This is a genomic window from Kitasatospora sp. NPDC017646, assembly GCF_044329365.1.
GTDB lineage: Bacteria > Actinomycetota > Actinomycetes > Streptomycetales > Streptomycetaceae > Kitasatospora.
In genome coordinates, this window is the sequence record NZ_JBIRJC010000005.1 from 38,273 (window position 1) to 58,741 (window position 20,469).

A 20,469-nucleotide genomic window follows, 5' to 3' on the forward strand; every position below is an offset into this window, starting at 1 on the left:
CAATGAGTCCCGCTCCACTCTCGCTCTGGGGCGGCGAGTCCCAACCGCCCTGCCTGCTCGCCGCGTTCCATGACCAGGCCGTCGCCCGGGGACCGCAGAGGGCCGTCGTCGACGGGGGCCGCAGCATCACCTACAGCGAGTTGCTGTCCTGGGTCCGGGGCATCGCCGAAGGCCTGACCGCGGCCGGGATCGGCCCGGGGGACCGGGTCGCGGTCACCGGGCGGCGCAGCGCCGCGGTGGTGGCCGCGATGCTCGGCACCATGTGGGTGGGCGCCACCTACCTGCCGCTGGACAGCGAGTACCCGGCTGCCCGGCTCGCCCACATGCTCAAGGACAGCGGCGCCGGCCTGCTGCTCTACCCGGACGCTTACCAGGAGCCGGAGTTCGAGGTGCCGGTGCCCAGCCTGCCGATCTCCGGCCTGCCGACCGGCGGGACCGTCGACCCGGTGGCCTGCCGGCCCGAGCTGTGGACGTACGTCATCTACACCTCGGGCTCCACCGGCCTGCCCAAGGGCGTGGCCGTCCCGCACAGCTGCCTGGACACCATGGTCGACTGGCAGCGCAACCACTCGGTGTGGCCGTACGTGCGAACCGCCCAGTTCGCCCCGCTCAACTTCGACGTCTCCTTCCAGGAGGTGCTGGGCACCCTGTGCGGCGGCGGCACGCTCGTGGTGGTGCCGGAGGAGCTGCGGCAGGACCCGTTCGAGCTGCTGGAGTGGCTGGGCGAGAACCGGATCGAGCGGCTCTTCCTGCCGTACGTCGCGCTGCAGATGCTCGCCGTGGCCGCCGCCGAGGAGGAGTCGCTGGACCACCTGGCGCTGGCCGAGGTCAACGCGGCCGGGGAGCAGCTGGTCTGCACGCCGGACATCCGCGCGCTGTTCGCCCGGCTGCCGCGGTGCCGGCTGAACAACCACTACGGGCAGAGCGAGTCCGCGATGGTCACGGCGCACACCCTGACCGGCCCCAGCGACTCCTGGCCCGCGCTGCCGCCGATCGGCGCGCCGCTGCCGGGCTGCGAGCTCCTGATCGACCCGCTGGACGCGGCCGAGCCGAACGTCGGCGAACTGCTGGTGGCCGGAGCGCCGTTGTCGCCCGGCTACCTCAACCAGCCGGAGCTGAACGCCAAGCGCTTCGTCACCGTCGAGCCGACCCCGCACGGGCACACCGCCGCCTTCCGCACCGGCGACCTGGTCCGGCTGGAGGACGGCGTGGTGACCTTCCTGGCCCGTCGGGACAAGGACGTGAAGATCCGCGGCTACCGGGTCAACCTGCTGGAGATCGAAGTGCGGCTGCTGGAGCTGCCGACCGTCTCCGCCGCGGTCTGCGTGGCCCTGGACGACGGGCAGGGCTCGCGTTCGCTGCACTGCGCGGTGACGGTCGACACCGGCGCCGAGTCGCTGGACGGCGCCCGGGCGGCGGAGGAACTGCGCCGCAACCTGCCGGACCCGTACATCCCGCGCTCCTTCACCACGGTGGCCGCGTTGCCGCGCACCCACAGCGGCAAGGTCGACCGGGAGGCGGTGGCCCGTACGCTCGCGCTTCGCTGAACCCCTGCCCAGCAGAAGGGCCGGCCCCCACCGCGGAGGTCGGCCCTTTCGGCCCGGGGTCAGCGCAGCGACGGCCGGGTGCTGGTGCCGCGCCGCTCGGTGACGATGGCGGCGACCTTGGCGACGGTGTCGGCGGCGATCAGGTCGGCCACCTTCAGCGCGGTGCCGAAGCGCCGGTTCAGCCGGCCGACGACCTGGATCGCGGCCAGCGAGTTGCCGCCGAGGTCGATGAAGGAGGCGGCCGAACCCGGGACTTCGGCCAGGCCCAGCACCTCGTGCCAAGCCTCACCGACGGCGGTGCGGACGGCCGGGTCGGAGGTGTCCTCCGCCGTGGGAGCGGCGGCTTCGGCGGCGAGCCGTTCGAGCTCCGGCCGGGCGATCTTGCCGTTCTGGTTCACCGGCAGCTCGGCGAGCACGAACACCCGGGCCGGGACCATGCTTTCCGGCAGCCGCTCGCCCAGGTGGGCCCGGAGGCCGGCGACCGAGGCCTCGGCTCCCTCGGCCACCGACACGTAGGCGGCCAGCGACTGGGCGATGCCCGCGGAGTCGCGCACCGGCACCACGACGGCGTCCGTCACCGCCGGGTGCTCGCGCAGGCAGGACTGGATCTCGCCGAGCTCGATCCGCACGCCGCCGATCTTCACCTGGTGGTCGACCCGGCCGATCAGCTCCAGCTCGCCGTCCGCCCGCAGCCGGGCCAGGTCGCCGGTGCGGTACAGCCGGGCGCCGGGGACGGCGGAGAACGGGTCGGGCAGGAAGCGCTCGGCGGTGAAGGCCGGGCGGTCCTGGTAGCCCCAGCCGACGCCCAGGCCGCCGAGGAACAGCTCGCCGAGTTGGTCCACCCCGGCGGGCGTGCCGAAGGAGTCCAGCACGTAGGCGCTCTGGTTGGTCATCGGCCGCCCGTAGGGGATCGAGCGCCAGCGCGGGTCGACGGCGGCCACGTCGTAGTAGGTGCTGTCCACCGAGACCTCGGTGGCGCCGCCGAGGCTGATGAAGCGGGCCTGCGGGAACGCCTGGCGGGTCGCCCCGGGCTGGGCCAGCGGGATCCAGTCCCCGCCCAGCAGGAAGGCCCGCAGCGCGCCGGTCCGGGCGGTGCCCCAGGTGCGCAGGAACTGTGCCAGCGAGGACGGGACGGAGTGCCAGACGGTGATCCCGGCCTGCTCGACCAGCTCGGCCCAGTGCTCGACGTCGTTCTCCCGCCCGCGCTCCGGCAGGACGAGGGTGGCGCCGGTCATCAGCGCGGCGAACACGTCGTAGACCGTCATGTCGAAGCTGGGCGAGGAGACGCCGAGGATCCGGTCGCCGGGGCCGAGGCCGTAGCGGGAGCTGAGGTCGAGGATCATGCTGGTGCGGCCGACGTGGTCGAGCAGGGCGCCCTTCGGCTCGCCGGAGGAGCCGGAGGTGAAGATCACGTACGCGAGGTCCCGGCCGGTCACGTCGACCTTCGGCAGGGCCTCCCGGTCGGCGCTCGGCAGCTCCTCGACCCGGCCGAGCGGGATCACCGGGACGCCCGACGTCGAGTCCGCGCCGTTGGCGGCGCCGGCGGCGTCGGCGACCACCACGTCCACCCGGCCCAGCCGGTGCAGGACCTCGCGGCGGTGGGCGGGCAGCATCGGGTCGAGCGGGACGAAGGCCGCACCGGTCTTCAGCGCGGCGTACGCCGCCACCACCAGCTCCGCGCTGCGCGTCGCCGCCACGCCGACCCGCCCGCCGGGCCCCACTCCGTGCCCGGCGATCCGGACGGCCAGGGCGTTGGCCCGGGCGTCGAGTTCGCCGTACGTGAGGCTCAGCGGGCCCTGGACCACGGCGATCCGCTCCGGGTCCGCGGCCACCTGCCGCTCCACCCGGTGGTGCAGGCAGACCGGCTCGGCGAGCGGCGGCCGCGGGCGGTTCACCTCCGCGACCAGCTCGCGTTCGGCGGGGGTCAGGTGCTCGACCTGGTCGATCCGCAGCTCGTCGGGGGCGGCGAGGTAGGCCGCGAGGTGCGCGGCGATCCGGGCGGGCGCGTGCTCGTCGTCGGGGCGGGCGGCGGCCCGCAGGCGCAGCGTCCAGGTGCCGTCGTCGGCGGGGGAGAGGGCGAACACGGCGGGCGAGGACTGCGGGTCCACCGACAGCTCCAGCCCGCCCCCGAAGGCCGCCGAACGCCGGGCGAAGGCGGCCCGGCAGGCCGCGAGGGTCGGTGTGGAGGATCCGGTTCCGGCCAGTTCGGCGGGCTCGATCGGCCACGCCGTCCAGGCCTGCCGCTCGTCGGCGCGGCCCCACAGGGTGACCGGCCGCAGGCCGCCGTAGCGCAGCACCAGCGCGCACAGCCCGGCGGCGAGGTCCGAGGGCGCGGCCGCCCGCAGGCCGCTCAGCGGCGCGGACTCGACGGCCCCGGCGCGGTCGCTCCACAGCACCGGGAGGACGGGATCGGCGTGCTCGGTCATGGGGAGGCTCCCTGGTCGGGTTCGTGAGGAGTGGGGGCGAGGGCGGCGAGCAGCCGGGAGGCGCGGGCGCCGGGTCGGTCCACGGCCGCCCGGAGCAGCCCCCGCAGCTGGTCGGCCAGGCCGGCGGCCCACGGTGCGTCGAACGCCTCCGTCGAGTACTCGATGCTGAGGAGGAAGTCCGGGCCGTCCTCGATGAAGGTCACCGTGGCGTCGAAGGCGTGCTGCCCGGGATACAGGTCGACGTCCTCGCAGGCGACGCCCGGCAGCTCCGGGCGGCCCGGGGCGCTGGCGCCGGTGCGCAGTTGCAGGGTGACCTGGGCCAGCGGGTTGCGCCCGGGCCGGCGGGCGGGAGCGAGGTGGCGCACCACGCTGCCGAACGGCACCTCGTGGTCGATGGCCCGCAGGTTGGCGGCGTTCAGGCGGGCGGCCAGCTCGCAGAAGGCCGGGTCGTCCGCGAGGTCGGCGCGCAGCACCACCATGTTGACGAAGTAGCCGATCAGCGGTTCGAGTTCCGGCTCGCCGCGGCCGGCGTAGAGGGTGGCGAAGGCGGTGTCGGGGCGGCCGGTGCGCTCGGTCAGGGCGAGTGAGAAGGCGGCGCCGAGCCACGAGAACAGCGACACCCGGGCGGCCCGGGCCAGGCCGGTCAGCGCGCGGTGCAGCTCCGGGTCGAGCCGGACCACCAGCCGGTCGGCGGCGAAGGACGGCCGCCGGGGGCGCGGCCGGCCTGCGGCCAGGTCGACGGCCGGGACGCCGCGCAGAGTCTCCTCCCAGTGGGCGAGCAGTTCCTCCAGCTCCGGGCCGCGGAAGCACTCCCGCTGCCACTGGGCGTACCGCCGGTACGGCACCGGCAGCGGCGGCAGCCCCGCCTCGGGGTCCTTCCCGGCCAGCAGCGCGGCGTAGCCGGCGGACAGCTCGTCGGTGAACAGGCGCAACGACCAGCCGTCGGTGACGATGTGATGCATCACCAGGGTCAGCACGTGCTCCTCGGGCCCGAGCCGGAACAGCCGCAGCCGGAACGGCCGGCCGGCGGCCAGGTCGAAGGGCTCGCGCGCCTCCCGGTGCAGCGCGTCGGCGAGTTCGGCCCCGTCGGCGACCTCGCGCAGCGGCAACTCGGCCCCGGCGGGCGGGAGCACCACTTGGTACGGCTCGCCGTCGTCCTCGCGGAAGGCGGTGCGCAGCACCTCCTGGCGGCGCACCACCAGGGTCAGCGCCGTGCCCAGCAGGTCCGTGCGCAGGGGGCCGCGCAGCCGGAAGGCGAGCGGGACGTGGTAGGCGGCGGTGCCGGGCGCCAGCTGTTCGAACATCCACAACGCCTCCTGACCGGAGGACAGTTCGTACCGCTCGGCCGGGTCGGTCGCGCCGACGGAACCGGGCATCGTGCTCCCATCGGTGAAGAGTGCCGGGAGGTCTGTCGGATACCGGGAGGACGTCGCTCCCCGGGAACCGGGGTCGGGCCGCGCCGGGACCGAGTGCGCCGGCGGGCTATCGCGGCCCAGTCTGTCAGCCGTACGCACTCTGCGGAAGATCCTCCCGGCGGTGGGCCGGAAAACTCCAGGAGGAAAGGCAGTTGGTTGTCATACCTCGGCGTCTGCTGTATCCCTTGATCTCGAACCTGTCCGGTGCATGCTCACTTTCGGGAGTCGCGAATGACCGGCACACACTTCGCCGGCGGTCTCGTCACGACGGCGGCCGTGGGCATGGTGCGGTTGCCGTGCGATCGGTGGCTCGCCAATCGGCCCGCCAGTCGGAGTAGTTCGTGTACGCAAACGGTACCGGCGCCGATCCTCGCGCGATTCCTGAGCCTCGCCGAGGAGCCCACGGGCAGCCCGGACGCGGGGCTCGCGGCCGTGCTCGCGGTGCTGCTGCACCACTACGCGGGCCAGCAGGACGTCCGGCTGGCGTTCGACCGGGCGGAGGTGCGGATCGGCCTCGCGGAGGACGCCGGGCTGCGCCGGATCTGGCAGGCGGTGGACGGGCAACTGACCGGTCGGCGCGCCGAAGTGGCCGGAACCGAAGTGGCCGGAACCGAGGTCCCGCTCACGGTCCGGCTGCGCCCCGACGGCACGGGCGAGGACGCCGTGCTGGAAGCCGCGTACGACCCGGCGCTGCTCGACGGGCCGACCGTCGCCCGCGTCCTGGATCACGCCGTCCGACTGCTGGAAGCGCTGGTCACCGACCCCGACGGACCGGCCCGGCAGGCCCGGTTCGGTTCGGCGCAGGAGCGCGAGCGGATCCTCACCGACTGGAACGGGACGCGCACGCCGTACCCGGACTCGACCGTGGTGGCCGCCTTCGAGGAGCAGGTGCGGGCGACCCCGTCCGCGCCCGCCGTCGAGTTCGAGGGCGCCGTGCTCAGCTACGCCGAACTCGACCGGCAGGCGGGCCTGGTGAGCCGCCGGCTGCGGTCCGGCCGGAACTCCGGCTTCGTCGGCATCCACCTGGAGCGCTCGCCGGAGCTGGTGGTGGCGATCCTCGGGGTGCTCAAGGCCGGGCTCGCCTACGTGCCGCTGGATCCCGAACTGCCCGCCGACCGGGTGCGTTACATGGTCGAGGACTCCGGCGCCCGCACCGTGCTGTGCCGCCCCGAGGACGTCGAGGCGCTCTCCGGCCTCGGAGCCGACCCGCTCACCGTCCGACAGGCCGTCGAGGATCCGGGGGAGGAGACCGGAGGCCGCCCGGAGATCACCGGCGACACCCCGGTCTACCTGATCTACACCTCCGGCTCCACGGGCCGCCCCAAGGGCGTGCTGAACCGCCACGCCGGCGTGTTCAACACCGTCCACTGGCGCCGCCGGCGCTTCGAACTCGGCCCGGACGACCGGGTCCTGCAGAAGACCCCGTTCGGATTCGACGTCTCGGCCTGGGAGTTCCTGTGGCCGCTGGTCTCCGGCGCCTGCCTGGTGGTCGCCCGCCCGGGCGGCCACCGGGACACCCGCTACCTCAAGCGGACCGTCCGCGAACACCGGATCACCGTCATCCACTTCGTGCCGTCCATGCTGGACGCCTTCCTCGAAGAGGACGAACTGGCCGCGCACTGCGCGAGCCTGCGCCTGGTCTTCGCCAGCGGCGAGGCGCTCGCCCCGCCGACCGTCCGGGCCTTCTTCGAGCGGCTGGACTGCGAACTCCACAACCTCTACGGCCCCACCGAGGCCTCCATCGAGGTCTCGCACTGGCAGGCCTCGCCGGGGTTCGCCGGGCGCGACGTGCCGATCGGCCGCCCGATCGCCAACACCGCCCTGTACGTGGTCGACGAGAGGCTCGAACCGGTGCCGATCGGCGTGGCGGGCGAGCTGTGCATCGGCGGCGTCCAGGTCGCGCTGGGCTACCACCGGCAGCCGGACCTGACCCGCGAACGGTTCGTCGCCGACCCGTTCACTCCGGGGGCCCGGCTGTACCGCACCGGAGACCTCGCCCGGTACCGCACCGACGGGCAGATCGAGTACCTCGGGCGGCTCGACGACCAGGTCAAGATCAGCGGCTTCCGGATCGAACCGGGCGAGATCGAGACCGTGCTGCGCGGGCTGCCGGGGGTCGGACAGGCAGCGGTGCTCCCGGTGGGGGAGGACGGCGCCCGGCGCCTCGCCGCCTTCGTGGTGCCCGCCGACCCGGCCTCCTTCGACCCGGAACCCCTCCGGGCCGCACTGGCCCGGGCGCTGCCCGCCCACATGGTGCCGAAGCAGTTCACGCCCCTCGCGGCGCTGCCCACCTCGACGAACGGCAAGCTCGACCGCCGTGCCCTGGCCGAGCTCGCCCGCCCGGCCGATCCGGCCCAGGCCCCCGCCGACGACGCCGGGGACGCCGACGACGCCGGGTCCGACCTGGAGACGGCCCTGCGCGCGCTGTTCGCCCAGTCGCTGGGCGTCGCCGAGGTCGGCCTCCACGAGGACTACTTCGAACTGGGCGGCCACTCGCTGGCCGCCGTGAAGCTGGCGACCCGGATCCGGGCCGCGCTCGGAGTGGACCTCGACGTCTGGACCCTGTTCGACTTTCCCACCGTGGCCGAGCTGGCACGCGAACTCGCCCGGCCGCTCTGACGAAGGACGGTCCCCCCATGACAGCATTACCCGCTCCCGCTCCCGCCCCCGGGCGCGCCGCGGAAACCGCCGCGGGCGCCGCGGACACCGACGACGCCGAGGATCCCGTACGCGATCTGCTGGTCGCGGGCGCCGAGCGGCTCGCCGCCGACGACCCGGTGCTCCACCGGGTGCTGGCCCGCGAGCAGGCCCGGCAGAACGCCACCCTGTCGCTGGTGGCCTCCTCCAGCGTGGTCGACCCGTCCGTGCTGGCCGCCCAGGCCTCCACCGCGGTGAACGTGACCGCGGAGGGCTACCCGGGCCGCCGCTACCACGCCGGCTGCGGTGTCATCGACGACATCGAGAGCCTGGCGATCGAGCGCGCCAGGAGCGTCTTCGGCGCCCGCTACGCCAACGTCCAGGCGCACTCGGCGACCACCGCCAACTACGCGGTGCTCTCCGCCCTGCTCGACCCCGGGGACACCCTGCTCGGGATGAACCTGGCCGAGGGCGGCCACCTGACCCACGGCAGCCCCGCCGCGTACGCCGGGCAGTACTTCGACGCCGTCGGCTACGGACTGGACGCGGACGGGCTGATCGACTACGACCAGGTCGCCGAGCTGGCCCGGGAGCACCGCCCCAAGGTGATCATCTGCGGGGCGACGGCCTACAGCCGGATCGTCGACTTCGCCCGCTTCCGGGCCGTCGCCGACGAGGTCGGCGCCTACCTGATGGCCGACATCTCGCACGTCGCCGGGCTGGTCGCGACCGGCCTGCACCCGAGCCCGGTCGACCACGCCCACATCACCACCGCCTGCACCCACAAGCAGCTGTTCGGCCCGCGCGGCGGCCTGATCCTGGTCGGCCGGGACCACGACGCCCCGGCGCCGAAGGGCAACGGCGACCTCGCCGCCTTCCTCCAGCGCGCGATCTTCCCGTACTACCAGGGCGCCCCGGCGCTCAACAGCATCGCGGCGAAGGCCCGCGCCCTGGCCATCGTCGCCACCCCGGCGTTCGCGGCCACCACCGGGCGGATCGTCGCCTTCTCCCGCGGCATGGCGGCCGAACTCGCCGGGCGGGGCTACCCGATCGTCTCCGGCGGCACGGACAACCACACCGTCCTGGTGGACCTGCGCGCCCGCGGCCTCAGCGGCCTGGTGGCCGAGGAGGCACTGGAGGAGTGCGGGATCGTGGTGAACAAGAACCGGGTGCCCGGCGACACCACCCCGCCGCTGGTCGGCGGCGGCGTCCGGCTCGGCTCCAACAGCGCAGCCCACCGCGGGATGTCCGGGGCCGAGGCCGCGCGCTGCGCCGAACTGATCGACACCGTGCTGTCCGCCGTCACCCCGCTCGGCCCGCGCACCTACCGACTGCCCGACGACGTCCGCTACTCGGTCTCCTCCCAGGTCGCCGAACTGGCGGCCAAGTTCCCCCTGCCCGGCTACGCCACCACCTGACCATCACGACTGGGTCCCCCCGGAAGGAAGAGCACATGAGCGAGTTCGACGACGACCGCCGGCACCTGGTGGTCCTCAACGACGAGGAGCAGTACTCCGTCTGGCCGGCCGAGCGGGACGTCCCGGCGGGCTGGCGGGCGGAGGGCTTCGAGGGGACCCGCCAGGAGTGCCTGGACCACGTGTCCCTGGTGTGGACCGACATGCGCCCGCTCAGCCTGCGGCGGGCGATGGAGACCGCCCGGGACTGACCGGCCCGGCGCGGACGCCGAAGGTCCCGGGGCGGTGGGAACCGCCCCGGGACCTTCGAGTGCCGTGGACCTCAGCTCACTCGGCGCCGCCGCCCAGCCGCAGGGCGCGCATGGTGTCGGCCACCTCGCGGTGCAGCCCCGAGCCGCTGGCGGCGAACCGGTCCAGCACCCGCTGCTGGACCTCGGGGTCCTTCTCCTGGCTGAGCTTGAACATCACGTCGACCTTGGTCACCGTGAAGAAGAGGCCGCCGACCGCGCCGACGATCTGCCGGTGGTACTCCAGGGAGGGCGCCAGGGCCATCTTGTCCCCGAACCGGTCCTCCAGCGTCTGCGCGGTGGTGTGGACGATCGCCAGGGTCTCGTCGTCCCCGGCCAGTTCGATCGTGCCCTCCAGGTGGACCGCCACGTAGTTCCAGGTCGGCGCGACCATGTCGGCCGAGTACAGGGTCGGCGTGACGTAGCCGTTCGGACCGTGGAAGACGAGCTTCGCCGGGCCGCCGCCGTCGGCGACCAGCTGCTGCCAGTGCGGGTTCGCCCGGGTCAGGTGCGCCCACAGGCGCATGCCCGCCAGGGCGTCCCCGGGGGCGGCGTCGGGCGGCGCGATCACCGGGACGTGGGTGGCGTGCGGCACCGGGTCCCCGTCGCTGACGAGCACCGCGAGCGGATGCCGCTCGATGATCCGCAGGGGCCAGTCGTCCCCGTCCACCTGGTAGAGCTTCGGCGTGAACACTCGTCCTCCTCGATGTCAGCAGGTCAGCGGGTCAGCGTGATCGGCGGGGCCGACGGGTGGGCCGGGCCCGGGTCACCCGGACAGCGCCTTGACGAGCATGTCGCCGATCTCGCCGGCCCGGACCGCGGACAGGGAGAGCAGGGTCTCGGAGAGCCCGTGGCTGTGTTCGCCGAAGCCCTGGACGTAGATCCCGCACCGAACGCTCTCGTCGGTCACCACCCGGTGTTCCCGGTCGAGCCGCAGGCGGCCCTGGTCGTCCAGCCGGCAGTGCGGCAGCAGGCCGTCCAGGAAGACGGCCGGATCGGTGCGGGTGTATCCGGTCGCGCACACCAGCGCCTGCGCCTCGATGACGGTGCTGGTGCCCGAGGACAGCGATTCCACGTCGATCCGCAGGCCGTCCGGAGTTTCCGTCACTTCGCGCACCCGGGAGACGTTGTGGAAATTCAGCCGGGGATTTCCGGCCACCTTTTCCAGGTACGCCTGCCGGAACAGCGAGTGCAGCAGATCGGCGTCCACCACCGAGTAGTTGGTGGACGCGTGATAATCGACGAGCCGCTGCCGGACGTCGTCGGGCGCGGTGTGGAAGCGGTCGACCGCCTCGGGGTTGAACACCTGGTTCGCGAACGGGCTGTCGTCGGCGACGCTGAAGCCGTACCGGGCGTGCACCGAGTGGACCTGCGCCCGCGGGAAGCGCCCGTGCAGGTGCTCGATGGCCTCCGCGGCGCTCTGGCCCGAGCCCAGCACCACGAAGGAGCGCGGGTCCTGCGGGGCGATCCGGTCCACCTCCGGCAGGAACCTGGCGGTGTGCCATATCCGGGGCAGGACCGGCAGGTCGGCGGGCAGCCGGGGCTCGATTCCGGCGGCTATCACCAGGTTGCGGGCGCGCTGGACCTGCCGGGTGCCGTCGGGGGCGACGAAGAGCACGTCGAGGAACTCGACCCCCTGCTCGCCGGTGACCGGCTCGACCGACACCACCCGCGACCCGTACGAGACGAGGTCCGCGAAGCTCTCCGCGACCCATTCCAGGTAGTCGTGGAACTCCACCCGTAGCGGATAGGGGGACTTGGTGTTGATGAAGTCCGCCAGCCGCCCCCTGGTCTGGAGGTAGCACAGGAACGAGTACGGACTGGTCGGGTTCCGCATGGTCACCAGGTCCTTGAGGTACGAGACCTGCATGGTCGCGCCCTCGATCAGCATGCCCCGGTGCCAGCCGAAGCGCGGCTGGGCCTCGAAGAAGCGCGCGCTCACCGGTGCCTCGCCGGCGGTCTCCGCGATGGCGGCCGCGAGGGCCAGATTCGAGGGGCCGAAGCCGATTCCGGCCACGTCGACGATGTCGGTCCCGGCGACCACGCCGGAACGTTGCCGCTCACCCACGGACTTCCCTGCTCTCTCCCTTTTGGGGATGGCCTGTCGGGGTCGACGATCAGTCCGGTCGACCGATGGCGGTGGCCAGGGCAGCACGTCGGCACGGCTCCTGATCACTCCATGACAGTAGGAGCTGCGCCACCGGCTGTGCAAGCAAATGGGAGAAATACCGATCTCGGGTGGGGAGTTGGCGTTCCTGACCGGAGATCGATCGGGTCCGCTCTTGACGGCGCATCGTCACGCTGAATAGCATCCGAAGCGTTCGAGGTGGGCATAGCCGTAGCCCAAGTCGACGACTCGGCAAATGAGTTCGTTACCGGCAATCCGAACTCCATTCACTGACTTCTCGTCAAGTGCTGACAAGGGCAAGGTTTCGCGCGAAGGGATCCGCGACCGCACCATGTTGGAATCATCGAGCATGACCGAGTCGGATCCCCGGCGGGGGTCGACCCTTGCGAGTCGCTTCTCCGCCGTCGCGGCGGCCTCCCCGCAGGCGACCGCCGTCCGCAGCGAGGCCGGAGACCTCCGCTACGCCGAACTGGACGCGGCCGCCGACGCCCTCGCCGCCCGGCTGCACGGGCGCGGCGTGCGCCGCGGCGACCGGGTCGGCGTCCTGCTGGAACGCTCGCCCCGACTGATCGTCGCCCTGCTCGGCATCCTCAAGGCCGGTGCCGCGTACGTCGCCGTCGACCCGGGCGACCCGGTCGGCCGGCTGCGCACCATCCTCGGCGACGCCGAAGTGGCGCTGGTGGTCACCGACGACACCCAAAGCGCCAAGGTGAACGCTGACTTCGCATACCTGGACGTCGAGGGCGGCCGGGCCGCCGCCGCCTCCGCACCCCCGGTCGAGCAGACCCCCGAGGACCTCGCCTACGTCGCCTACACCTCCGGGTCCACCGGCCGCCCCAAGGGCGTCTGCGTGCCGCACCGGGCCGTGCTGCGCCTCGTGCTGGACGCCGCCTTCCTGCGCGCCCGGTCCGACGACGTCTTCCTCCAGCTCGCCCCCGTCGCCTTCGACGCCTCCACCCTGGAGATCTGGGGCGCCCTGCTGAACGGCGGCTGCCTGGCCCTCGCCCCGGCCGGCCGGCTCGGACCGGCGGAGATCGTCAGGACCGTCCGCGACACCGGCACCACCGTGCTGTTCCTCACCACGGCCCTGTTCCACCAGGCGGTCGAGGCCGGCCTGACCGACCTGCCCGCCCTGCGCGCGCTGTTCACCGGCGGCGAGGTGCTCTCCGCCGAACTCGTCGACCGCGCCGCCGCCGCCCTGCCCGGCACCGTGCTCTCCGCGGCCTACGGCCCGACCGAGAACACCACCTTCACCAGCACCCACCCCGTCCGCGAACCGCTCGGCGCCCGCGGCGTCCCGATCGGCGCACCGATCGACGGCACCGGTATGGTCGTCCTCGACGAGCGGCTGGACCCGGTGCCCGACGGCACCGTCGGCCGGCTCTTCGTCAACGGCGCCGGCCTCGCCCACGGCTACCTCAAACTGCCCGGCCTGACCGCCGACCGCTTCCTCCCCGACCCGTACGCGACCGCCCCCGGGACCAGGATGTACGACACCGGCGACCTCGCGCTGCGCGCCCCCGACGGCGCCTTCGAGTTCGCCGGGCGCGCCGACGGCCAGCTGAAGGTCAACGGCGTCCGGATCGAGTCCGACGACATCGAGGCCCGGCTGCGCCGCCACCCGGACGTCCAGGACGCCGCCGTCGTCCTCCAGGACCACGGCCCCGGGGACCGCCGCCTGGTCGCCTTCTACAGCGGCCCGTACGCCGTCTCCTCGGTCGAGCTGCGCCGGGGACTGGCCGAGGACCTCCCGGCCACGATGATCCCCTCCGCCCTGGTCTGGGTCGACCGGCTGCCGCTCAAGGCCAACGGCAAGGTCGACCGGGCCGCCCTGGCAGCCCGGCGCGGCCGGACCCGCCCGGACGGCGAGGTGCCCTACCGCGAGCCCGGCGACGAGGTCGAGCGCCGGCTCACGGTGCTCTGGCAGGAGATCCTCGACGTCGAACCGGTCGGCGTCGACGACGACTTCTTCGACCTCGGCGGGCACTCGCTGACCGCCAGCCGGATCACCCGGGAGATCACCGCCGAGTTCGGGGCGGTGATCCGGGCCAGGGCCTTCTACCTCGACCCCACCGTCGCCGGGCTGGCGGAACACATCAGGACCCAGCGGCCGGAACCGGCCACCGATGCCCGGTCGGTCCCGGCCGCTGCGCCGACGGGTCCCGCGGCCGGGGCGGCCCGGTGAGGATCACCGTCCCGGGCGCCGGGCCGGAGCACGACCCCGGTCAGGTCGATCCCGAGCGCGTCGACCTGAGCGACCCCCACTTCTACGCCACCGGCGACCCGCACGCGGTCTGGCGCCACTACCGGCACGAGGCCCCGGTGACCAGGCTCTCCGTGCCCGGCGGCCGCAGCTACGTCTCCGTCACCACCCACGCCGGGACCAGCACCGTCCTGCGCGACCACGCCGTCTACACCTCACGGCGCGGCAACATGCTCTCCGTCCTCGGCGAGCAGGACCCGGCGGCCGACCGGATGATGGTCGCCAGCGATCCGCCGGTCCACGGCTACCTGCGCCGCCCCGTCGCCCAGGCGCTCTCCGCGCGCGAACTCGCCGCCCGCCGCCCGGCCATCCGCCGGATGGCCCGGCTGCTGCTGGAACCGCTGACGGGCGGCGGACCCTGGGACCTGGCGGCGGCGATGACCGCCTTCCCGATGATGTTCACCGGCGCGCTGATGGGCCTGCCCGAGGCCGACTGGCCCGAACTGACCCGGCTCACCACGGTCGCGATCGCCCCCGCCGACCCGTCCTCCCGGGACGACTCCGGCGGCCACCAGCTGGTCTCCGCCCACCACGAACTCTTCGACTACTTCGCCGAGGTGGCGGCCGCGCGCACCCCGCGCCAGGACCTGATCGGCCTGCTCCAGCAACTCACCGTCGGGGACCGGACGATCCGGCTCGACGAGGTCATCTACAACTGCTACAACGTGCTCCTCGGCGCCAACGTCACCGCGCCGCACGTCATCGCGACCACGGTGAACGCCTTCCTGGAGCACCCGGACCAGTACCGCCGGTTGCTCGACGGCGGCGCGACCGTCGCCTCCGCTGTCGAGGAGGGCCTGCGTTGGGCCTCCCCGGCCACCCACGCCATGCGCTACGCCACCGAGGACACCCGCCTGGGCGGCGAACCGGTGCGGGCCGGCGAGGCGGTGGTCGCCTGGCTGGGGTCCGCCAACCGGGACGAGACCGTCTTCGACGCCCCGTACCGCTTCGACGTCGCCCGGACCCCCAACCGGCACGTCGCCTTCGGGTTCGGGCCGCACTACTGCGTGGGCGCGCCGCTCGCCCGGATCGCCCTGGCCGAGTTCTTCGCCGAGGTCACCGACCTGGTGGAGCGGTTCGAGCCGGCCGGGCCGGTCGAGCACCTGGCCTCCAACTTCATCGCCGGGATCAAGCACCTCCCGGTGACCGCCCGGCTGCGCTGACCGCCTCCCCACATCCCGGACCCCAGGCACTCCGGACGAACGCACCCCACAACGAGAGGACCCTCCCGCCGTGATCGAGATGCGCAGTGACACCTTCACACTGCCGACGCCCGAGATGCTCACCGCGATGACCGGGGCGGAGCTCGGCGACGACGTCTACGGCGAGGATCCGACGGTCAACGAACTCGAGCGCCGCTCCGCCGAACTGACCGGCAAGGAGGCGGCCTGCTTCTTCCCCAGCGGCACCATGGCCAACCTGGCCTCGATCATGGCCCACGCCCCGCGCGGCACCAAGGCCGTGGTCGGCGCCGAGAGCGACATCTGGCTGTACGAGGCGGGCGGCGCCTCCGTCTGCGGCGGGGTCGTCTACGAGCCGGTGCCGAACCGGCCCGACGGCACGATCGCGCCGGCCGACCTCGCCGCCGCGTTCCCCGACGACCCGGACGACCCGCAGTTCGCGCTGCCCTCGCTGATCTGCCTGGAGAACACCCACAACCGCTGCGGCGGCGTGGTGCTGCCGCTCGACTACCTGGCCGAGGTGCGCCGCTTCGCGGACGAACGCGGCGTCGCGGTGCACCTGGACGGCGCCCGGGTGGTCAACGCGGCGATCGCCGCCGGGGTGGAGGTCGCGGAGATCACCGCGCACGTCGACTCGGTGCAGTTCTGCCTCTCCAAGGGTCTCGGCGCGCCGGTCGGCTCGATGGTGGCGGGCAGCGCCGAGTTCGTCGGGAAGGTCCGCCGGCTGCGCAAGATGCTCGGCGGCGGGATGCGCCAGGCCGGCCTGCTGGCCGCCGCCGCCCTGGTCGCCCTGGACACCCGGGACCGGCTCGCCGAGGACCACGCCAACGCCCGGCGGCTGGCCGAGGGGCTGGCGCTGATCCCCGGCGTGGAGGTGGACCTCGACACCGTCGAGACCAACATCGTGATCTTCAAGGTCACCGACGAGCGCTTCACCTGGCGCACCTTCCTGGCCTCGGTGCGGCAACACGGCCTGGCGGTCACCGAGTTCGGTCACGGACGGATCCGCGCGGTCGTCCACAACGGGGTGAGCGCCGAGGACGTGGCGGCCGCCGTCGGCATCGTGGCCCGGGTGCTCAAGGAGGGTCCGGCGGCCGGCTGAACCGGCCGCCGGGTGCGCTGCGGGCCGCCGGTCACGCCGTCCGCAGCACCTGCGCCACGAACGCGTCCAGGTTGGCGACCGTACGGGAGACCTGCTCCTCCAGGGTCAGGGACTCCTCCGGACGGCTCACCGACGCGGACCGGCGCTTGCCGCGCACGTACAGCGAGCAGCCCAGGTCCGCGCAGATGTAGGTGCCGACGGTGTTCCCCTCGCGCCCGGCGGCACCGGCCCGCCGGGCGGAGAGCAGCGCCACCCCGCTGCCGCCGTGGATGGTGATGCACAGCGAGCAGACGTTGGTCTTGGTCAGGCTGCGCCGGACGTTCGGCGCGCGGAGCGTGATCCCCACCAGGTCCTCGCCCCGCACGGCGACCAGGTAGCCGCGGTCGGGCGCGCCGGGATCCCGCCACCCCAGGAAGTCCAGGTCGTCCCAAGGGAGTTCGGACAGGTTGCGGGGAATGCTGAGCCTGCGCGCCTCTCCCTTCGAGCAGTTGACGAAGGATTCACGAATCTCGTTCTCGGCAAGTCGACGCATCCGTCAGAGCCTAGTTGACCGCCGGGCGGGTGGCCCCCGTCCGCCCCGAAATCCACGATCGCAGAGGAGATCCCCATGTCCACCGGCGGTATTCAGCCCGGGCCGGTGCGCCCGGAGTCCCGGACGGCCACCCCGCGCCGGCTCCTGATGTGCCGGCCGCGCCATTTCGACGTGACGTACTCCATCAACCCCTGGATGCACCCGGAGAAGCCGGTCGACCGCGAGCTGGCCCTGTTGCAGTGGGAGCGGCTGCGCGAGGTGTACCTCTCGCTCGGCCACACCGTCGAGGTGATCGACCCGGTCCCCGGCCTGCCGGACATGGTGTTCGCCGCCAACGGCGCCACGGTGGTGGACGGCAAGGTGCTCGGCGCCCGGTTCCGGCACGTCGAGCGGACGGCCGAGGGGCCCGCCTACCTGGCCTGGTTCGTCCGGCAGGGCTACCGGGAGGTGCTCTGGCCCGAGTTCGTCAACGAGGGCGAGGGCGACTACCTGCCGGTCGGGCGCCGCATCCTGGCCGGCACCGGCTTCCGCACCGACCAGCGCTCGCACTACGAGGCGCAGGAGTTCTTCGGCCTGCCGGTCACCTCCCTCACCCTGGTCAACCCCGAGCACTACCACCTGGACACCGCGCTCGCGGTGCTCTCCGACACCGAGGTCATGTACTTCCCGGAGGCCTTCACGCCGGGCAGCCGCTCCGTGCTGGAACACCTCTTCCCCGACGCGATCCACGCGGACCCCCAGGACGCCGCGGTGTTCGGCCTCAACGCCTTCTCGGACGGCCACAACGTGGTGCTCCCGCAGGCGGCCGCGGGCCTGACCGAGCGCCTGCGGGAGCGGGGCTTCAACCCGATCGGAGTGGACACCACCGAACTGCTCAAGGCCGGTGGCGCCGTCAAGTGCTGCACGCTCGAACTGCGCCCGTAGGACGACCCCTGCGCCGCCCCGTCCGTCCGGGCGGACGGGGCGACTGAGCGTGGCCGGTAGGGCGCGAACGGGGTGGCCGCGCGCCGGGCATGACGTTCACGAATCAATGACAGGGGGTAGTCGAGTGGGTGCGAAAGGTGGCCGAGTGGGGGGTGATGCAGGGAGCGAAGATGCCGGAACACGAGGAGCGGGGCGCGCGGGCCGAGACGGACGGTCCGGCGGGTCGGCGGGTGCCGCCACAGGAAAGGCGCGGTGAGGCCGAGGAGCCCGGTTCCGGGAGACTGCCGGGGTCGGCGGCGCCCGGGCCGGACGTCGATCCGGCGGTGCGCTGGCCCGACCTGATGCTGCCACTGCTGCGCACCCCGACCACCGCCCGGCCGCTGGCCGGTGGCGGCGGCCGAAGGAGGGACGGTGAGCCAAGCCCCGCCGAGGTGGCCGCCGTGGTGGATCTGGCACTGCTGGTGGGCGAGTTGATGCTGGCCTGCGGTGAGGCCGCGGAGGGCGTCGAGGCGGCGATGCTGGCCGTGGCGCGGACGTACCGGGCCGGGCCCTGTGATCCCCAGGTGACCTTCACCCGGGTGGCGATCTCCTACCAACAGGGCCCCGGGGAGCCGCCGGTGACGGCCGAGCGGACGGTGCACCACCCGGCCGGCGACTACGCGGGGCTGGCGGCGCTGTTCCGGCTGGTCACCCAGATCACCGGGGGCGGGCTCGCCGTGGACGCCGCCCACCGGAGGCTGCGGGCCGTGCGCCGGTACTCCCGCCACTACCCGGGCTGGGCCCTGGCGCTTTCCTCCGGCCTGCTGGCCGGCGTCGCCACGCTCCTGATCGGCGGCCGGTCCGACGCCCGTGCCTGGCTGGTGTTCGTCAGCGCCGTCGTCGCGGCGATGGCCGGGCACCAGCTGGCGGCGCTGGTCGGGCGGCACGACCTGCCGGAGTTCTACCGGATCGCGGCGGCCGCGACCCCGGCCGCGGTGGTCGGCATCCTGCTGTCCTTCAACCAGCTACAGCTGCGCGGCTCCGTGGTGATCACCGGCGGGCTGTACGCGCTGCTGCCCGGCTGGCCGATGGTGGCGGCGGTGCAGGACGGCCTCGCGGGCTTCTACCTGACCGCCGCGGCACGGCTGCTGGAGGTGCTGTACCTGCTGGCGGGCGTGGTCGTCGGGGTGATGTCGGTGCTCTACGTCGGTGTCAACAACGGCGCCGACCTGGCCACCCAGAGCGTGCCGACCTCGCTGTCGAACCCGCCGCTCCAGCTGGCGGCGGCGATGCTGCTGGCCCTGGCCTTCGCGGTGCTGCTCAACACCGAGCCGGCCACGCTGCCGGCCGTCCTGGTCAACAGCATGGCCGGCTGGACGACGTACGCCGTGCTGGTCGGCGCGGGCGGGGAGCCGATCATGGCCACCGGGCTCGCGGCCGTGCTGGTGGGCCTGTCCGGCCAGCTGATGGCCCGGTACCGGGGCAGTTCCGCGCTGCCGTTCGTCACCGCCGCACTGGGGCCGCTGCTGCCCGGGTCGCTGCTGTACTTCGGGCTGCTGGCCTTCGTCCGGGGCGAACCGGAGACCGGGCTCAGCGGCCTGGGGCGGGCCACGGCCACGGCGATGGCCCTCGCGATCGGCGTGAACCTGGGCCGGGAGGCGGCCCGGCTGTTCCTCCCGGCGACGGGCGCACCCCCGCCCGGCCGCCGACGCGGCGGCCGCCACCGCCGCTGAGGTCCGTCCCCGGCCGGGTCCGCCTCCCCCGGGAGCGGTCTGCCGCGGGGACCTGTCCGGCCGGGGCGGACCTCTGCGGCCGGGGCGGGCATGAACGCCCGGGGCGCGGTTAGACGAGGGGGGCAACCACCCCGATCGGAAGGATCCGCCGTGGCCGCCCCCGTCCGTCCGCTGTCCGCCGCCCCCGAGCACCACCGGGGCCCCGAGCCGGGGGGTGCCTGCCACACCTCCGACGGGGCGGCCGCCTTCCTCCCGGCCCCCGCGCGGCCCCTCACCGCGCAGGAGGCGAGGGCGCGGGAGGAGGCGGCCAAGGCCGTCTGCGCGGGGTGCGCGGTGCGGGTGGAGTGCCGCCGCCACGCGCTCGCGGTGCGGGAGCCGTACGGCGTCCGGGGCGGGCTGACCGCGGCCGAGCGCCGCGCCCTGTTCACCGCCGATCCCGCCCCCACGGCCGCCTGAGGGCCGCGGCCGGGGCCGACGGGCCGGCCGGGGTTTGGTTCACCCGTGCGGCGGTAGACGCGGCTCATGGGCACGGCCGGAGAGGTGACGGCTCCGCCGCCCAGGGACGGCTCCGGCGCCGGGTGCGCCGCAGCCGGCCTTCCCGACCGCCGTCCCCCTCACCCTCCGGGAGGACATCGTGCTCATCGTCGGCATCATCCTGCTCATCATCGGCTTCCTCCTGGGGATTTCGGTGCTGTGGACGATCGGCATCATCCTGGTCGTCATCGGCTTCGTCCTGTGGCTCCTGGGAGCTCTCGGACACGCTGTCGGCGGCCGCCGTCACTACTACTGACCCGCGGAACGCGGTCGCGGGGGGGGGGGGGGGGGGGGGGGGGGGGGGGGGGCGGGGGGGGGGCGGGGGGGGGGGGGGGGGGGGGGGGGGGGGGGGGGGGGGGGGGGGTA

The 20,469-nt window shown here is 73.8% G+C and carries 16 protein-coding genes; 11 read left to right on the top strand and 5 right to left on the bottom strand.

What is annotated here, in order from left to right; all coding sequences use genetic code 11:
• Positions 1 to 2: 2 nt before the first annotated feature.
• Positions 3 to 1,547: an AMP-binding protein gene (locus tag ACH4J0_RS10505; RefSeq protein WP_396238329.1), complete on the top strand. Its 1,545-nt coding sequence runs from the start codon at positions 3 to 5 to the stop codon at positions 1,545 to 1,547.
• Between the two features lie 59 nt (positions 1,548 to 1,606).
• Here ACH4J0_RS10505 and ACH4J0_RS10510 read toward each other — a convergent pair whose 3' ends face one another.
• A complete protein-coding gene (locus ACH4J0_RS10510) occupies positions 1,607 to 3,973 on the bottom strand; it encodes an amino acid adenylation domain-containing protein (RefSeq protein WP_396238331.1) in 2,367 nt (788 codons plus the stop codon).
• Positions 3,970 to 5,349, bottom strand: a complete 1,380-nt coding sequence (locus ACH4J0_RS10515; RefSeq protein WP_396238333.1) for a condensation domain-containing protein — start codon at positions 5,347 to 5,349, stop codon at positions 3,970 to 3,972. Before ACH4J0_RS10515 ends, ACH4J0_RS10510 begins: the two co-directional genes overlap by 4 nt.
• Before the next feature lie 471 nt (positions 5,350 to 5,820).
• Between ACH4J0_RS10515 and ACH4J0_RS10520 the strand changes: the two genes are divergently transcribed.
• The 3 genes from ACH4J0_RS10520 to ACH4J0_RS10530 are packed head-to-tail and all read left to right on the top strand — an operon-like array spanning position 5,821 to position 9,691.
• The gene (locus ACH4J0_RS10520) at positions 5,821 to 8,007 is read left to right on the top strand and encodes an amino acid adenylation domain-containing protein (RefSeq protein ID WP_396238335.1); all 2,187 of its coding nucleotides are present in this window, start codon (positions 5,821 to 5,823) and stop codon (positions 8,005 to 8,007) included.
• A gap of 17 nt (positions 8,008 to 8,024) precedes the next feature.
• Positions 8,025 to 9,443, top strand: a complete 1,419-nt coding sequence (glyA, locus tag ACH4J0_RS10525; RefSeq protein WP_396238337.1) for a serine hydroxymethyltransferase — start codon at positions 8,025 to 8,027, stop codon at positions 9,441 to 9,443.
• Positions 9,444 to 9,478: 35 nt separating this feature from the next.
• Complete coding sequence (locus tag ACH4J0_RS10530; protein WP_396238339.1) at positions 9,479 to 9,691, top strand: MbtH family protein; 213 nt, start codon at positions 9,479 to 9,481, stop codon at positions 9,689 to 9,691.
• A 76-nt stretch (positions 9,692 to 9,767) separates the two neighbouring features.
• On the opposite strand, the gene ACH4J0_RS10535 is transcribed toward ACH4J0_RS10530, so the two are convergent.
• Positions 9,768 to 10,421: an FMN-binding negative transcriptional regulator gene (locus ACH4J0_RS10535; protein WP_396238341.1), complete on the bottom strand. Its 654-nt coding sequence runs from the start codon at positions 10,419 to 10,421 to the stop codon at positions 9,768 to 9,770.
• A 72-nt stretch (positions 10,422 to 10,493) separates the two neighbouring features.
• The gene (locus ACH4J0_RS10540; RefSeq protein ID WP_396238343.1) at positions 10,494 to 11,771 is read right to left on the bottom strand and encodes a lysine N(6)-hydroxylase/L-ornithine N(5)-oxygenase family protein; all 1,278 of its coding nucleotides are present in this window, start codon (positions 11,769 to 11,771) and stop codon (positions 10,494 to 10,496) included.
• A 433-nt stretch (positions 11,772 to 12,204) separates the two neighbouring features.
• On the opposite strand from ACH4J0_RS10540, the gene ACH4J0_RS10545 reads away from it, so the two are divergent.
• From ACH4J0_RS10545 to ACH4J0_RS10555, 3 genes are all read left to right on the top strand, one after another.
• Positions 12,205 to 14,040, top strand: a complete 1,836-nt coding sequence (locus tag ACH4J0_RS10545) for an amino acid adenylation domain-containing protein (protein WP_396238345.1) — start codon at positions 12,205 to 12,207, stop codon at positions 14,038 to 14,040.
• Positions 14,037 to 15,281, top strand: coding sequence for a cytochrome P450 (locus ACH4J0_RS10550; RefSeq protein ID WP_396238347.1), 1,245 nt, complete (start codon positions 14,037 to 14,039; stop codon positions 15,279 to 15,281). The genes ACH4J0_RS10545 and ACH4J0_RS10550 overlap by 4 nt, the downstream gene beginning before the upstream one ends.
• 79 nt (positions 15,282 to 15,360) lie before the next feature.
• A complete protein-coding gene (locus ACH4J0_RS10555) occupies positions 15,361 to 16,401 on the top strand; it encodes a GntG family PLP-dependent aldolase (protein ID WP_396238945.1) in 1,041 nt (346 codons plus the stop codon).
• Between the two features lie 31 nt (positions 16,402 to 16,432).
• On the opposite strand, the gene ACH4J0_RS10560 is transcribed toward ACH4J0_RS10555, so the two are convergent.
• Entirely contained in the window at positions 16,433 to 16,933 is a 501-nt protein-coding gene (locus ACH4J0_RS10560; RefSeq protein ID WP_396238349.1) for an FBP domain-containing protein, read from the bottom strand.
• Positions 16,934 to 17,008: 75 nt separating this feature from the next.
• Between ACH4J0_RS10560 and ddaH the strand changes: the two genes are divergently transcribed.
• The 4 genes from ddaH to ACH4J0_RS10580 all read left to right on the top strand — a co-directional run bounded on the left by ddaH (position 17,009) and on the right by ACH4J0_RS10580 (position 20,359).
• Positions 17,009 to 17,857: a dimethylargininase gene (gene ddaH / locus ACH4J0_RS10565; protein WP_396238351.1), complete on the top strand. Its 849-nt coding sequence runs from the start codon at positions 17,009 to 17,011 to the stop codon at positions 17,855 to 17,857.
• Between the two features lie 170 nt (positions 17,858 to 18,027).
• The gene (locus tag ACH4J0_RS10570) at positions 18,028 to 19,569 is read left to right on the top strand and encodes a threonine/serine exporter ThrE family protein (protein ID WP_396238353.1); all 1,542 of its coding nucleotides are present in this window, start codon (positions 18,028 to 18,030) and stop codon (positions 19,567 to 19,569) included.
• Positions 19,570 to 19,719: 150 nt separating this feature from the next.
• Positions 19,720 to 20,025, top strand: coding sequence for a WhiB family transcriptional regulator (locus ACH4J0_RS10575; RefSeq protein ID WP_396238355.1), 306 nt, complete (start codon positions 19,720 to 19,722; stop codon positions 20,023 to 20,025).
• Between the two features lie 178 nt (positions 20,026 to 20,203).
• Positions 20,204 to 20,359 carry a DUF6131 family protein gene (locus ACH4J0_RS10580; RefSeq protein WP_396238357.1) on the top strand — a complete coding sequence of 52 codons (156 nt, stop codon included), beginning with the start codon at positions 20,204 to 20,206 and terminating at the stop codon, positions 20,357 to 20,359.
• The last annotated feature ends 110 nt before the right edge of the window (positions 20,360 to 20,469 follow it).

What these genes read in the sequence shown, in the direction of transcription:
- ACH4J0_RS10555 (WP_396238945.1), top strand. Translation starts at nt 15,361, where the DNA reads ATGCGCAGTGACACCTTCACACTGCCGACGCCCGAGATGCTCACCGCG.
- ACH4J0_RS10510 (WP_396238331.1), bottom strand. Translation starts at nt 3,973, where the DNA reads ATGACCGAGCACGCCGATCCCGTCCTCCCGGTGCTGTGGAGCGACCGC.
- ACH4J0_RS10530 (WP_396238339.1), top strand. Translation starts at nt 9,479, where the DNA reads ATGAGCGAGTTCGACGACGACCGCCGGCACCTGGTGGTCCTCAACGAC.
- ACH4J0_RS10545 (WP_396238345.1), top strand. Translation starts at nt 12,205, where the DNA reads ATGACCGAGTCGGATCCCCGGCGGGGGTCGACCCTTGCGAGTCGCTTC.
- ACH4J0_RS10515 (WP_396238333.1), bottom strand. Translation starts at nt 5,349, where the DNA reads ATGCCCGGTTCCGTCGGCGCGACCGACCCGGCCGAGCGGTACGAACTG.
- ddaH (WP_396238351.1), top strand. Translation starts at nt 17,009, where the DNA reads ATGTCCACCGGCGGTATTCAGCCCGGGCCGGTGCGCCCGGAGTCCCGG.
- glyA (WP_396238337.1), top strand. Translation starts at nt 8,025, where the DNA reads ATGACAGCATTACCCGCTCCCGCTCCCGCCCCCGGGCGCGCCGCGGAA.
- ACH4J0_RS10570 (WP_396238353.1), top strand. Translation starts at nt 18,028, where the DNA reads ATGCCGGAACACGAGGAGCGGGGCGCGCGGGCCGAGACGGACGGTCCG.
- ACH4J0_RS10560 (WP_396238349.1), bottom strand. Translation starts at nt 16,933, where the DNA reads ATGCGTCGACTTGCCGAGAACGAGATTCGTGAATCCTTCGTCAACTGC.
- ACH4J0_RS10505 (WP_396238329.1), top strand. Translation starts at nt 3, where the DNA reads ATGAGTCCCGCTCCACTCTCGCTCTGGGGCGGCGAGTCCCAACCGCCC.